Below are 15,190 nucleotides of genomic sequence, written 5' to 3' on the forward strand. Positions count from 1 at the left end.
ACTTCCGTGAAGTCAGCCTTAATATCGCGCATAACGGCTAATGTTTAACAAGACGCCAATCGCCATGAGCATAAGCGTCAATGACGAACCGCCATAGCTTAAAAACGGCAATGTAATGCCCGTCACCGGCATTAATCCGGTCACGACTCCAATATTAATCATGACTTGAATGGCAACCATCGCAATGATGCCGACAGCTAAAAAACTGCCGTACAAATCCGGCGCCCCTAAGGCGATGCGAATGCCACGCCAAAGCAATAAACTGAACAGAAGCAACACGAGCGAACCGCCGATAAATCCGAGTTCTTCTGCTAAAATGGCAAAAATAAAATCGGTTTGCGGCTCAGGCAAGTAAAAAAACTTTTGGCGGCTTTGCCCGAGTCCAAGCCCAAACAGCCCGCCCGGCCCGATCGCATAAAGCGATTGAATAATTTGAAAACCGCTACCTAGCGGATCTTCCCATGGGTTTAAAAATGACGTAATGCGCTTGATGCGATACGGAGCGGATAACACAAGCCCAGCAAATCCTGCCAATCCGAGCAAACCGAGGACGAGGAAATGGCTCATGCGCGCGCCAGCGACAAAAATCATGACGACGCACGTGCCGACCATGACCGTTCCCGTCCCTAAATCCGGTTGTAACATAATCATCCCGAATGCGATAAACACGAGCGTTAATGATGGAAGTAACCCTTGTTTAAACGAGGCGATTTTTTTTTGGTTTTCAGATAAATATTTTGCTAAAAATGCGATCATCGCCATTTTCATAAATTCAGATGGCTGAATAGAAAATGCACCAATGCCAATCCAGCTGCGCGAACCGTTGCGCACCATGCCGATACCTGGAATTAAGACGAGAACGAGAAGTATAAAACAAACAATGAGCAACACTTTCGCCCACGTGCGCCACGTCCAATAGTCGATGTTCATGAAAAAAAACATCGCTACAATGCCAATCCCTGCAAACAATAGTTGGCGTTTCGCAAAGAAAAACGAATCATGAAACTTGTAATCCGCCCAAATGGCGCTAGCGCTATACACCATAATAAGCCCGATCGCCAACAACGAAAACGTGATGATCATTAACAAAAAATCAGGTGCAGACTTTTTTCCATGCAATGCGGAACACCTCAATTTACTTAAAATTCGTCTTATTTAAGCTTATGCACCGCATGTACAAACATGTCCCCACGTTGTTCGAAAGTTTTATATTGATCCCAACTTGCACACGCTGGGGAAAGTAAAATGACATCGCCCGGCGACGACCATTCATATGCGGCAAAAGCTGCTTGTTCCACATTATCGACACGTTTCACTTGCTGTATTCCTGCTTCGCGTGCAATGCGTTCAATTTTTGGCGCCGTCTGTCCGAACGTGATGACGGCTTTCACATGCTTAAAGTACGGCAGTAACTCATCGAACTCGTTGCCGCGATCTAACCCACCGGCAAGTAAAATAACCGGCTCATGAAAAGCGCTTAACGCTTTTTGCGTCGCTAATATGTTTGTCGCTTTTGAATCGTTGTAAAATTTTCGTCCATTGATTTCAGCAACAAACTGCAAGCGATGCGCAACGCCTGTAAACGTCGTTAATACGCGACGAATCGAGTCATTGTCTGCACCTGCGAGTTTCGCTGCGGCAACAGCGGCTAATATATTTTCAAGATTGTGCGTCCCGCGTAACGCCACGTCGGTGATGTCGATAATTCGCTCGTTATGAAAATAAATCGCTCCCTCTTTTACCGTTGCCCCGTACGATAATGGCGTAGTTGCTGAAAACGGCACTTTTTGTGCGCGGCTTTTTCCCGCTAATTGCATGACAATCGGATCATCCGCATTGACGACAGCGTAGTCCGTTTCCGTTTGATTTTTAAAAATGTTTCCTTTCGCTTCTGCGTATGCTTCTTTCGTCCCGTGATAATCTAAATGCGCATCGAAAATGTTTAACAATACAGCGATGTGCGGACGAAAACGGATCGTTCCGAGCAGTTGAAACGAAGATAATTCCATCACGATGACATCATCTTTTGTCGCATGTTTGGCAACTTCACACGCCACTGTTCCAATATTTCCAGCAATGAGCGGTCGACGTTTCGCTTCTTGCAACATGTGATAAATCAAGGTCGTCGTCGTCGTTTTTCCGTTTGAACCTGTAATGCCGATAATAGGGGCTTTTGACGTTTCATACGCAATTTCAACTTCTGTAATAATAGGAATGTGTTTGTCGAGCGCTTTTTGGACGAGCACATTTGAGTACGGAATGCCGGGATTTTTTACGACGAAATCAAACGGCTCATCGAGCAACTCAAGCGGATGACCGCCACATACGAGACGGACGCCAAGCGCTTCTAACTCTTGTTTTTCCTGCTCACTCGGTTCATTGCGATCGTTGACAACAACATCGGCACCGAGCTCACGAAGCCGTTTTGCTGCTGCCCATCCACTTTTGGCTAAACCTAATACGAACACTTTTTTTCCGTTGTACATTATACCCACACCTCAATATAAATTCCTAAAATGGCAAACAATAAACCGACCGCCCAAAACGTCACGACAACACGCCACTCTGACCAGCCGATTAACTCGTAATGATGGTGCAACGGACTCATACGAAACACGCGTTTCCCTGTCGTTTTAAACGAAATGACTTGAATGATGACCGATAACGTTTCAATGACGAATACGCCACCGATAATCACCAATAATATTTCAAGTTTCGTTAAAATCGCAATGGCGACAATCGCCCCGCCAAGCGCAAGCGAACCAGTATCACCCATAAACACTTTCGCAGGGTGCGCGTTAAAGACGAGAAATCCAAGCACCGAACCAACGACAGCAACGCTAAAAATGGCGATGTCATATTGCCCTTGATTCCATGCTAATACAGCATATGCACCAAACGCAATCGCCGCCGTTCCTGCTAGCAACCCGTCTAAACCGTCCGTTAAATTGACCGCATTGGAGCCGCCAACAAGCATAAAAATAATAAGCAAAATATAAGCGGCACCTAAGTCTATGGACATGTTCGTCCCAGGAATCGAGACGACCGTTGAAATGCTGTAATGTTGAAAGAAAAAGTAAAAGATGAGCGCAATCAATAATTGTCCCGCTAGTTTTTGCTTGCTCGTTAAACCAAGGTTACGTTTCATGACCACTTTAATGAAGTCATCAATAAAACCGAGCAATCCGTAGCCAAGCGTCACAAACAACAATAAATACGTTTGTGGCGTCCGTTCAAAAAATATATCGCTCATGATCCATGTGGTGATAGAAAGCGACAATAAAATCATTAATCCGCCCATCGTCGGCGTACCTGATTTTTTTTGATGAGATTTTGGTCCTTCTTCGCGAATACTTTGCCCGAATTTTAATCGCCTTAAAAACGGAATGAAAATCGGCGATAACACAACCGTAATCATAAAGGCAACTCCTGCCGTGAACAAAATCACTTTTTCGTTCATGATCGTTGCACCTTCCTCATCTTCTATTGATCTGTTCTTCGTTGAATAGCTTCGCGTGCGACGACACGATCATCAAAATATAACACGTCTTTTCCGATGATTTGATACGTCTCATGACCTTTTCCCGCAATTAAAACGACATCGTCTTTTTCGGCTTGTTCAATCGCATATGTAATTGCCTCTTTTCGATCGACAATGCATACGACGTCTTCAGCTACTCCTTGTTTCATATCGTTTAAAATGGCCATCGGGTCTTCTGAACGCGGATTATCCGATGTGAAAATTGGAACATCGCTATATTTGACAGCGATTTGCGCCATCAATGGACGCTTCGTCCGATCGCGGTCCCCACCGCAACCGACAACGACAAATATACGCTTTTTGGCAAACTGTCGAATCGTCTGCAATACGTTTTCTAAACTATCTGGCGTGTGTGCATAATCGACGATGACAGTAAACGGTTGTCCGGCATCAACGACTTCAAAGCGACCGGGAACACCTTCGATATCGGCAATCGCTTCGACAATCGTAGAGAGCGGAATGTTTGAAACGAGACAAGCGCCGACTGCAGCTAACAAATTATAAACATTAAACATGCCAATAAGCTTCGTTTTCACTTGTACCGTTTCGATTGGGGTAACAAGTTGGAATGTCGTACCACTTGTAGTTATTTCAATTTGTTTCGCCATAATGTCGCTTTGATGATGAATGCCGTACGTCACGACTGTTGCTGCTGTGCTTTTTTTATATTCTTCTGAGGCAGCATCGTCTGCATTCAGTATCGCAAACTTCGGACGTTGATGATCGAAGCGATTGCCAAGTTGCGCAAACAACAGCCCTTTCGACCAACGATAATGTTCCATCGTTTGATGGTAGTCTAAATGGTCTTGCGTTAAGTTGGTAAACACCGCGACATCAAAATCACATCCGTGTACTCTCCCCATATGTAACGCGTGAGATGATACTTCCATCGCAGCGACGTCCACATGCGCGTCAACCATTTTACGAAACATTTTTTGTAAAACGAGCGATTCAGGTGTTGTATTTTTTACATCATACGTTTCATCACCGATTTTCATGTTAATCGTGCCGATGAGTCCGGTTTTTTTTCCAGCGTGGCGGCATATGCGCTCAATCAAATGTGTCGTCGTCGTTTTTCCGTTTGTCCCTGTTACCCCAATTAAATGAAGGTGGTGCGTCGGCTGACTGTAAAATGCATCGGCTAATACAGCAAGTGCGCGGCGGCTATCATTCACGTAAATGACCGGCACAGGCAATGTGAGCGGTTTTTCGGCCACAACTGCAACTGCTCCGCGGGCGACGGCTTGTTCAGCAAAATCGTGTCCATCTACTGTAAATCCTTTGATGCAAACAAATAGCGAACCTTGCTGTACGTCTCTCGAATCCATGTCGATCGATGTAATCGTCGGATTTTCTGTTGTAAGTGGTGTAAAGCTATGTAAATGTTGAAGCAACGTTTGTAACTTCATACCGATCGTTCCTTTCTTCTTTATATAAACAGAAAAAGAAGCCATGAGGATACTTCCTCTAGGCTTTACCGTTTCGTTCCAAAATAAACTCGGATCGTCGCTCCTTCTTTCACTTTGGCTCCAGGCTTCGGTGCCTGTTCAACGACTGTATCGCCTTCGCCACTACCATCTAATTTTAAGTGAAAAAGCTGTTGTTGCAAATCTTTTTTTGTTAAACCGATTAAATTTGGCACTTCTACATAGCGTGGGTCGAGCCATGTCGTTTCTTTTTCAATTTGCTGTTTGCGCGGTTTGACACCGAGTGCACGTAAACTATCTTCCATAATATTTCCAACAATCGGGGCGGCGACGACACCACCAAATTGCACCGTCCCTCTCGGATTATCGACTGCCACGTATACAACAATTTGTGGATCGTCTGCTGGCGCAAAACCGATAAATGAAACGATATGGTTGTCTTTTAAATATTGACCGTCTTTCGCTTTTTGAGCTGTTCCGGTTTTACCGCCAACGCGGTAACCGTCGACAAACGCTCCCTTCCCTGTTCCTTGGGCTACCACGCTTTCGAGCGCATAACGAATTTGTTTAGACGTTTCCTCGGAAATAACCCTTCTTTTTGCTTTTGGCGTTTGTCGTTGTATAACTTCTCCTGTGACTGGATCAAGCCACTCTTTTGCAATATAAGGTTGGTATAAAATGCCTCCATTTACCGCAGCGGCGACCGCCGCCACTTGTTGAATCGGCGTGACAGCTACCCCTTGACCGAAAGCGGTCGTGGCTTGCTCGACCGGTCCAACACGATGAAGTGGAAACAAAATACCTTTTCCTTCTCCTTGTAAATCAATGCCCGTTTTTTCACCGAAGCCAAATGCGCGAATATATTCAAATAGTTTTTCTTTGCCGAGCCGGTCACCAAGCTCTACGAATCCGGGGTTGCAAGAGTTTTGAACAACTTCAAGAAATGTTTGATCGCCATGTCCACCACGTTTCCAGCAGTGAAGCGTCGCTCCAGCAACTTTCACATATCCCGGATCGTAAAAATGTTCTTTTAATAAATCTACTTTTTTTTCTTCTAACGCTGCCGCGAGCGTAATAATTTTAAACGTTGATCCCGGTTCGTACGTGCTCCAAATAGGCAAATTGCGGTTAAAAATTTCAGGTGGCACGTTTTGAAAGTCTGCAGGATCAAATGTCGGACGGCTTGCCATCCCTAAAATTTCACCGTTGTTTGGATTCATCGCAATCGCAATAATTCCGTCCGGACGATACGTTGCTTCTGCAATCGTCAGTTCTCGTTCTAAAATCGTTTGGACGCGTGTATCGATCGTCAATTTTAAATCAAGTCCATCCACAGGTGGCGTATACGCATCGGCCATCCCTGGCATGCGCTTCCCTTTCGCATCGGAATAAAATTGAACGGAACCAGGCTTGCCGCTCAATTGTTTATCGTAATAAAGCTCGAGCCCCATCAATCCTTGATTGTCAATGCCCGCAAAGCCAAGCACATGCGATAAATAACTTCCGAACGGATAATACCGTTTCGAATCTTCAGCAATGTATACACCTTTCATTCCTAAGTCGCGAATTTGTTTCGCTTGCTCGTTCGAAATTTTTCGCCCTTCTGGATGGATGCGTTCAATTGATGTTTTTTTCGTCACGTGTTTATATGCTTTTTCTACCGGCATGTGTAATATGCGCGCGAGCTCTTTTGCTACTTCCGATGGATTTTCAATTTGTCTTGGGACGACGAGCACAGATGGAGCACTCATATTTGTTGCTAAAGGCACCCCGTTACGATCGACGATTTCTCCACGCTCTGGCTCAAACGGGATATTTCGACTCCATAAATCTTTCGCCCGCTCTGTTAACATATCTCCTAAAACAAATTGCACATAACCGAGACGAATGTCAATAATTGCAAAAATGAAAAATCCGATCAACAAAACGGCCGTCAATCGTTTTCGAACAGTTACTGCACGCATACAGCGGAACCTCCTTATATGTTTCGGCTCGTTCCACTATATGCTTGTACCGTTTCATATAGAACTAATCGACCGGACCGTCTGTTTCTTGTTGTTCGGTGTTTGTTTGCTGTTTTTTATCAATTTCCGATGGTTTCGCCAGCTCGACAATCAGATAGTCGTCTGGTTTGACTACTGCTCCCGGCGTAATATTTTGCCTAAATACGTAGCCGCTACCGATAAAGCTTGGCTTTAACTGCAACAGTTCCGCAAGCTTCATGACATCGCGCAGCGACCAGCCGGTTACATCAGGCATCATTGCGTTTCCGTCCGTTTGCAATAAGACGCGATCTGGGGCGACGATGTGTTCCCCTGCCTTCGGAAATTGTGCACGCACTTTCGTTCCTTTTCCGATGATTGTTACATGTAATCCTTGATTTTTCAATGACTGCGTGGCTTGCTCAACCGATTGACCGACATAAGAAGGAAGCGAAATGCTTTTTTCTTTTTTCACTCGTTTTTTCTCTACAGTCGGTTGAATGTTTAAATATTGTAAACTACTTTTCATGACAGAATTAAAAATCATGGATACGGGTGCTGCCCCTGTTTCCGTATATGAAATGTTTGGTTGTTGCACAGCAACATACATAATTAAGCGCGGATTTTCACGCGGTGCCATTCCTAAAAACGAAAAGATATAGTTTTGATGACCGGTTAAATATCCGCCTTTTGGATCTGGAATTTGCGCCGTTCCGGTTTTCCCTGCCACCCGGTAACCTTCAATTTGATACGGGCGTCCTGTTCCTTTCTCGGATGTGACGACCGTTTCTAAAATGTCTAGTACTTTTTCCGCTGTTTGTTTTGAAATCGGCGTATCGACAACGGTCGGTTCATGTTTCATGACCGTTTTTCCGCTTTCCGGATCGACAATACGATCGACAACGTACGGCTTCATCATTTTCCCACCGTTTGCGATGGCGGTAGCTGCTTGGATTTGTTGAATCGGTGTAACCGATGTTCCTTGTCCAAAGCCTGTCGTCACTTTTTCGATCGGATAACGATATAAAATGTTTCCGGTTTTTTCACCCGGCAACTCAATGCCGGTTGGTTCGTTAAAATGAAAGCGATGTAAATATTGCAAAAAGCGATCTTCCCCTAATTTTTCGCGCACAATTTTTGCAAATGCGACGTTGGATGAACGTTGCACCCCTTCAAGAAACGTAATTTGCCCCCAACCGACTTTGTTATGGTCACGGATACGATGAGGACCGACTTGATATGAACCGGACTGGTACGTTTCATTCGGCTGAAATACTCCTTCGTTCACCGCCGCAGCGAGTGTGAAAATTTTCATCGTTGACCCTGGCTCGTACGGATACGAAATCGCATCGTTAAAGTAGTTTTCAATGTTTCGTTTGTTCGGATCAAAACTCGGGCGTGTGCTCATCGCTAAAATCGCCCCTGTTTTCGGATCGGCAACAATGGCAATAATTTTTTTCGGCTCATATTGTTTTTCAACGGCGTTCATCGCATCTTCTAAAAACGTTTGAATATGTTTATCGATCGTCAAATAAACGTTCTTTCCGTTTTGTGGTGGCACGATTTGCTCGTCTGCATACGGGAGTTTAAATCCTTTTGGGTCGCTTTCATACTTGATCTCTCCGTCTTTTTCTTTCAGCTGCTCATCAAACTGTTTTTCAATGCCCATTTTTCCTTCCACACGGTTCGTTGCTTCATCTTTTTGTGCATAGCCGACAACGTACGAAGCAAATGTACCGTTCGGGTAAAATCGTTTTGAGTCACGTACGAAAGTAATCCCTGGAAGCTTTAGCTCCTCAATTTTTTGCTTCAACGTTTGGCTAATGCCGCGACCGTTCGGCCCGAACTCAACTTGATTCGCCTTCTTTTTTAAAATGCGCTCGACATCCGCTACATTCATGTTTAATAGCGGTGCAAGTTTACGTGCGGTTTCTTCCGGATCGGTCACATGTTGTGGCATGTTCGGATCGAGAATGGCGGCGATTGTATATGAAGGAATGTCTTCAGCGATGATTTCACCGTCTCGATCAAAAATCGTTCCGCGCTTCGCTTCAAGCGTTTGTTTTTTTAAATAACGTTTTTGCGCCTCGACCGCTAACACTTGTCCGTCCGCAACACCTGTTGCTTGTAAATAAACGAAACGTCCAAACAATAGAAAAAAGAGCAAGCTAAAAAAAACGAAAGATATAGCTGCTCCTCTATGCGTATGTTTATGCTTTCTCATCTGGCATCAGTCCTGCACAACTTTTACGTTATTTTCGTTTAATGTAAGGCCGAGCTCTTTCGCTTTCGCTAAAATACGTTCATATGTGCTTAACTCTTGTACTTGCACGTATAAATCACGGTTTCGTTTTTCTTGCTCTTCAATGTTCATTTGCAACTGTTGCACTTCTTTATTGACATGATAAATTGTAAATTGATTCGAAATGATCGTGACGCTACTATATAGCGCAAAGGCAAGAAACGAAACAAATACGATTTTTTCTCCTAAGGTCCAACGTATGTTCCGTTTCGTTTTTTTTCTCGGTACACGTTGAACGTGTTGCTCTTGTTGTACTTTTTGTACTTTTTGCTGCATGCGAACAGCAGCCATACATCATTCCCCCTTTTTTACAGTTTTTCAGCAATGCGCAATTTCGCAGATCGTGCACGGTGATTATGTTGTAATTCTTCTTCAGACGGAACGATCGGTTTTTTTGTAATGATTTTTAATTTCGGCTTATACTCATCTGGAATGATCGGCAATCCAGGCGGCAAGTGCGGTGTTTCACTTGCTTGTTTAAACGCTAGCTTACAAATGCGATCTTCAAGCGAATGGAACGTAATGACGCTAATTCTTCCCCCGGGCTTTAATAGATCGATCGCTTGTTCAATCGCTTCTTCAAACGCGCGCAATTCATCGTTGACTGCGATGCGAATGGCTTGGAACACGCGTTTTGCTGGATGACCTCCTGTGCGACGCGCTGGTGCGGGAATCGCTTCTTTAATGATTTCTGAAAGCTCCGTCGTCGTTTCGATTGGCTTTTGCTTGCGCGCTTGCTCAATTTTACGAGCGATCGCCTTTGAAAATTTTTCTTCGCCATATTGGAAAAAAATTTTCACAAGTTGCTCATACGGCCATGTGTTGACAACGTCGTATGCGGTTAATGTTTGATCCCGATCCATGCGCATATCGAGCGGCGCCTCATGTTGATAACTAAAACCACGCTCGGGCATATCGAGCTGCGGAGATGATACGCCAAGATCGAATAAAATGCCGTCGACTTCGTGCACACCGTAAAGCGCTAGCTGTTGTTTTAAATAGCGGAAGTTGCTTTTAATGATTGTAAACTGTCCGCTATATCGTTCGAGTTTTTGCTGTGCATGACGAATCGCCACATCATCTTGATCAAAAGCAAACAATCGTCCTTCTGGTGATAGTTGCGATAATAAATATTCGCTATGTCCAGCTCCACCGAGCGTGCAATCTACATATGTACCATCTTTTTTAACATTTAATCCGTCAACAGTTTCTTTTAATAATACAGTTACGTGATGAAACAACGATGTCACCTACCTAAAAAATACGTAAAAAATGAGTGCAATTGTATTGTACCATCATTTCACAAAATTCACTACTTACTTCCGAACTATTCTATTGTATACAAAAAAAATCCTGTACGCGACAGGATTTTTTTATCGACGAAAACAGTTAAATATATACAATTTTATGCATACCATTCCAACGATAATCGACATGAAGCAGCCGATCAACAAAATCTAGACCGTAACGATTCATATAGTAAAGCACGTTCCAAACACGTTCTTGTGGCATATTGTTCGGACGTAGCGACAGCTCAATACGCTCATATTTACGCACATGTACGTCATGTTTTTGTAACATGCGACGTGTAATCAATTGTTGAAGATAATCGATTTGTGTCTCCATTCGTTCGGCATTTTTCAACATCACTCCCTCAAGATGCGGATCGACTTGCATACCGAGTTGGCGAAGTTGTTCGTGAATAAGCGCCATTTGTTTTTTTGCTTCACGAAACGTCTCATCAAATGCCGCTGGTTGATTGTTGCGTATCCATTCCTCTAGCGCTCGCTTCGTGCCAGTCGTTAACACTTCTTCTACCGTCATATGTACATCTGCTAAATCTGTAGCAATGTGGCGTTCAACAAGCGTAGCCGAAAGGCGCGGTACAATCGGCGGCATATGCCATTGGAAATGTTCAAATACTTGTTTTAGTTCAGCCCAATAAGCGATTTCACCTGGGCCGGCAATAAAAGCGAGCGTCGGAAATAACCACTCTTGCATGAGCGGACGTGTAACGACGTTGTTGCTAAACGATTGCGGTTCGCTTTCAATTCGTTGTCTTAATTCATCATGTGTGAAACGGTACATTCCATCTTTTGTGTAAAAACAATGTTGAGCATCGTCGTAATACAACAAACGACGTTGACCGTCGTCGTAAAACAAATGCGCGCACATCGGCGTCACATCAATCGCTTTTTTATAGCCTAGTCGTTCGAGATGTTGCTGTTGGTTTTGAAGGGCGTGTGTAATTGCCTCATGTTCATGAGCGAGCGTCATAAACCATTCGCGCTCTATCGCCCGCAATTGTGGATGCGCCGCATCGACAACGACGATTCCTTCTTTGGCAAACAACGCGAAAACAACGTTTGCAAAAAAGTCCGCCACCGTTCTCGATTTTGCAATACATTCATGTATGTATGTCCGCAGCTCATTCGTTACATTTGTTTCACCATATGTTTTGAATACATCATCAACCCATCCCATTAACTCATCTGCATCCATTTCAATGTGGGCAGCCATTCGCTTTTCTTTCGCTAGTGGCGAATATACATATTTTTTTACTTTGCCGGCTTCAGCAACATGCACATAATTAATTTCTGCGATGTCATGGTCTTCAGACGCCATCCAAAACACCGGAACGACAGGCACACCGAGCTTTTGCTCTTGTTGCTTCGCTAATGTAATGATAGAAATGATTTTATATATTGTATACAGCGGTCCCGTTAAAAGACCGGCTTGTTGTCCGCCGATGACAACGACGCTTTCTCGCTGACGTAGTTTTTCAATGTTCGCGATCGTTTCTCGACTTGCTTGAAACTTTTGATGATACGCTAATAAATGATCCGCAAGCGCTTCGCGGGCATATGTTCGTTTTTGCAATTCTCGCAAACGTTGTTCAAACGAACAAGGATGAAACGCCTCGTGAACAGGAAACGTCCCTTCCACGTATTCCGTTGCTAAACGGTTCGTTGCTGGCAATGACAGCTCGATGACTTCCATGGTAAACTTCCTTTCTCATTCATGATGAAAATGCGATCATGGCACGATGAATGATCCCATATATAAACAATCCGATATAAGCGGTTGTAAATAATAAAAATTGCATTCTCCAATATAGCTTAAACGTTCGTTGTAGCGATACATCCCCTGTTTTTTTCCAATATAAAATCATTCCAATCATAAATGTTACAATAAAAAAAATGAGCAATTCAACGATATACGATCGTTGAAAAATGGCTTGTAATAAAACATGAACAGCAAAAATAAAAAAAATCGTCGATCCGTTCACAGCGAAATGAAACGCACGTTTTCCTTTTCGCCGAAAAACAGTTTTGGCAAGCACAAACATGAAAAAAAACGAAAAAAACGGCATAACAATCATCACTGCAATGAAAGAGGCGAGTACACCCTTCATTTTTTCTTCTCTCCCTCTACTTCTTTCCCTTTCACAAGCGCATATAAAAACGTGCTAATTGGGGCCGGGACGCATCGCTCGTTCGCTCGCTCAATTACATAGCCTAAAATGGCATCTAATTCGGTTCTCCGTCCCGCCTCGATGTCACGCAACATCGATGAGCGATTAGCGGCTGTTTGTTGACAAACCGTTTGAATGTGCCGCCATATGCGTTCCTGTTGTTCAAGCTGAAAAATAGACGCCACTTCGTGAAACAGCTGTTCCATCGCTTGTCGATATGGCGCATGTGTCACTAACATGCCGTTTGGAACACCTAATAAAGCCGTCAGTGGATTCATACATACATTGACCATTAATTTTTCTATTAACATCGCTTCCCAATCGTCAACATATTGAAATGGAAAACGTGCATCTACCCCTGACAGAAATGAAAACGTTTCTTTCTCTCCTCGCCATACGCTCCATTTCGTTCGACCGACGCCGGTATGGGAAACGGTCGTATCATCGATTTTTAAGGCGCCATGTTCGACGACAGCAAGCGCGATATGCTTATGCGGCAAATGCGGTAAATGCGGTACATGACCCATGCCGTTTTGCAAAAACATCATGGCGTTTGCTTGAAGCTTATGTATGTGCTCGTTTAATATGTTTGTTACATCGTATTGTTTGACCGCAAGAAACAATACATCTTCTTCAATGGCTCGAACGAACGGTTCAGCATGAACACGATGTGTCGTCCGTTCATTGCCATACATGACCGTCAGTCCATGCATACATAATTGTTCTGCCTGCTCATGCCGACGTGTATAAATTGTCACATCATATTTCTCACTAAAGTAAGCCGCCGTCAACAATCCGACCGCTCCGCCCCCTATAATTCCGATGCGCACCCGACGATCCTCCTCTTTTTTTCCTACGTTTTATTGTATAAAAAAAAGTAGCTGGCGTCTATCAGCTACTATATAGACAATTGGCGTGCACGTTCTAAAATGTGCATCACCGCCTGATATTCTTGTTGTACCGCTTGTAGTTGCTTTTCGAGCTCTTCTTTTTCTTTTTGAAGCGTCCGTACTTGTTCGTGCAACTGTTCGATTTCTTGTTGTCCTTCCCCACGCTGTTGCAACGTTTGTAAGAAGGAGATGACATCTTGTAACGTCATGTCACGTTCAGGCGGTTGTGGCTCTTTTTTCTTTTTTCGTTGTTGTTTCGCAAGCTCTAGTGCATCTTCATATTTTTTGCGCACGTATGCGTTCCAACGAAAACCACAAGCGGCTGCCGTTCGCGATAGTTTTTTTCCTACCTCTTCAAACGCTCGTAATTGTGTGCCACCTTCCCTCACGAAAGCTAACACCGTTTCAGCAAGCAATACATCTTCTTCTTCTGTCCATGCATCTTGGCGCATCATTTCTATCCCTCCTCGCTGCATTTACTATATGGGTATGCAGCTAATAGAGAAGATAGACGACTATTTGTTTCGTTTGGCTAAAAATGATTGTACCGCTTCATTGTGCTCCTCGCTTTCCCATAAATATGCACATCGCTCAATTTCAAGGAAAAAGCGCTGACGAAATGCTTCGGTTTTCCAACGTGCCACCGCGGCTTCTTTGTAAGCGCGCAAGACGGCCGTCGATTTATTCGTATAATCCGTTAACTCTTTTTCACATCGTTCGCGCAACGAGTCCGGAAAAATACGATGAACGAAGCCAATATGCGCTGCTTCTTCCGCTGTCATTGTTTGCGCGCGTAACAATATATCGAGCGCTTGATCATACGGCATTTTTTCAAACAACATCGCGGCCCCACCCCAGCCGGTTGTGATCGCTAAATTCGCTTGCACAAATCCAAGGCGCGCCCCGGCACGTGCGAAACGAAAATCGCATGCGGTCGCTAATTCACAACCTCCGCCGATCGCCGTTCCATTGATTAAAGCAACCGTTGGTTTTGGTAACGTCAATAAACGATATAAAATATTCCCCATTTTTGCTAACATCCCATGCGCTTCTTCTTTTGTTTGAAGTTGATGAAACGCTTGTAAGTCGCCACCCGCACAAAACGCATCTTCTCCTTCTCCTGTAATGACAAGCACTTTCGCATCATCGTCGTGTTCAACGAGCGTAAGCGCTTGCTCGAGTTCGTCCATGACTGCATAATCAATCGCATTTCGTCTTGCCGGACGACAAATCGTGAACCAGACGATACTATGTTGTTTTTCAATCATTCTCCCTCTCCCCTTCACTGCATGTACGCTCTTTTTATTCGCTTCCTCGCGCATTTTTCCTTCAAAATAAGAAAAGCGCAAGGACAATTCCCCGCGCTTTTCTTATTTGTTTACAACGTCTTTTCCTTTGTATGTTCCACAAACTTTACATACGCGATGAGCAAGTTTCATTTCACCGCAGTTTGGGCATTCTACCATACCAGGTACGCGCAATTTGAAGTGCGTACGACGTAGTCTCTTTTTCATTTTCGATGTTCTTCTAAAAGGTACTGCCATCATTTCCACCTCCTTAAAGAGATTTAGGC

General features: G+C 44.0%; 14 protein-coding genes. All 14 read right to left on the minus strand.

From position 1 onward, the window contains the following. Positions 1–18: 18 nt before the first annotated feature. Entirely contained in the window at positions 19–1,119 is a 1,101-nt protein-coding gene (spoVE, locus tag HNR43_RS04610; protein ID WP_183241699.1) for a stage V sporulation protein E, read from the minus strand. Positions 1,120–1,151: 32 nt separating this feature from the next. Then, a complete protein-coding gene (gene murD, locus HNR43_RS04615; protein ID WP_183241701.1) occupies positions 1,152–2,486 on the minus strand; it encodes a UDP-N-acetylmuramoyl-L-alanine--D-glutamate ligase in 1,335 nt (444 codons plus the stop codon). Further along, positions 2,486–3,460 (minus strand): phospho-N-acetylmuramoyl-pentapeptide-transferase, encoded by a 975-nt coding sequence (gene mraY, locus HNR43_RS04620; protein ID WP_183241703.1) that lies wholly within the window; start codon positions 3,458–3,460, stop codon positions 2,486–2,488. Before mraY ends, murD begins: the two co-directional genes overlap by 1 nt. A 23-nt stretch (positions 3,461–3,483) precedes the next feature. Further along, complete coding sequence (locus HNR43_RS04625) at positions 3,484–4,950, minus strand: UDP-N-acetylmuramoyl-L-alanyl-D-glutamate--2,6-diaminopimelate ligase (RefSeq protein ID WP_183241812.1); 1,467 nt, start codon at positions 4,948–4,950, stop codon at positions 3,484–3,486. Between the two features lie 65 nt (positions 4,951–5,015). After that, positions 5,016–6,932 (minus strand): stage V sporulation protein D, encoded by a 1,917-nt coding sequence (locus HNR43_RS04630; RefSeq protein WP_183241705.1) that lies wholly within the window; start codon positions 6,930–6,932, stop codon positions 5,016–5,018. A gap of 64 nt (positions 6,933–6,996) precedes the next feature. After that, positions 6,997–9,174: a penicillin-binding protein gene (locus HNR43_RS04635; protein ID WP_183241707.1), complete on the minus strand. Its 2,178-nt coding sequence runs from the start codon at positions 9,172–9,174 to the stop codon at positions 6,997–6,999. A gap of 6 nt (positions 9,175–9,180) precedes the next feature. Continuing rightward, entirely contained in the window at positions 9,181–9,543 is a 363-nt protein-coding gene (gene ftsL, locus HNR43_RS04640) for a cell division protein FtsL (protein ID WP_183241709.1), read from the minus strand. Positions 9,544–9,560: 17 nt separating this feature from the next. Beyond that, positions 9,561–10,493, minus strand: a complete 933-nt coding sequence (rsmH, locus tag HNR43_RS04645; RefSeq protein ID WP_183241711.1) for a 16S rRNA (cytosine(1402)-N(4))-methyltransferase RsmH — start codon at positions 10,491–10,493, stop codon at positions 9,561–9,563. Positions 10,494–10,641: 148 nt separating this feature from the next. Next, entirely contained in the window at positions 10,642–12,252 is a 1,611-nt protein-coding gene (bshC, locus tag HNR43_RS04650; RefSeq protein WP_183241713.1) for a bacillithiol biosynthesis cysteine-adding enzyme BshC, read from the minus strand. A 19-nt stretch (positions 12,253–12,271) separates the two neighbouring features. Beyond that, positions 12,272–12,667: a DUF3397 domain-containing protein gene (locus HNR43_RS04655; protein ID WP_183241715.1), complete on the minus strand. Its 396-nt coding sequence runs from the start codon at positions 12,665–12,667 to the stop codon at positions 12,272–12,274. Further along, the gene (locus tag HNR43_RS04660; protein WP_183241717.1) at positions 12,664–13,557 is read right to left on the minus strand and encodes a 2-dehydropantoate 2-reductase; all 894 of its coding nucleotides are present in this window, start codon (positions 13,555–13,557) and stop codon (positions 12,664–12,666) included. Before HNR43_RS04660 ends, HNR43_RS04655 begins: the two co-directional genes overlap by 4 nt. A 68-nt stretch (positions 13,558–13,625) precedes the next feature. Next, positions 13,626–14,072 (minus strand): RsfA family transcriptional regulator, encoded by a 447-nt coding sequence (locus HNR43_RS04665; RefSeq protein ID WP_221248173.1) that lies wholly within the window; start codon positions 14,070–14,072, stop codon positions 13,626–13,628. Positions 14,073–14,132: 60 nt separating this feature from the next. Beyond that, positions 14,133–14,885 (minus strand): enoyl-CoA hydratase/isomerase family protein, encoded by a 753-nt coding sequence (locus HNR43_RS04670; RefSeq protein ID WP_246346242.1) that lies wholly within the window; start codon positions 14,883–14,885, stop codon positions 14,133–14,135. Between the two features lie 102 nt (positions 14,886–14,987). Then, a complete protein-coding gene (rpmF, locus tag HNR43_RS04675; protein ID WP_003395111.1) occupies positions 14,988–15,161 on the minus strand; it encodes a 50S ribosomal protein L32 in 174 nt (57 codons plus the stop codon). Positions 15,162–15,190 lie beyond the last annotated feature (29 nt).

Source organism: Anoxybacillus mongoliensis (assembly GCF_014201515.1).
GTDB lineage: Bacteria > Bacillota > Bacilli > Bacillales > Anoxybacillaceae > Anoxybacillus > Anoxybacillus mongoliensis.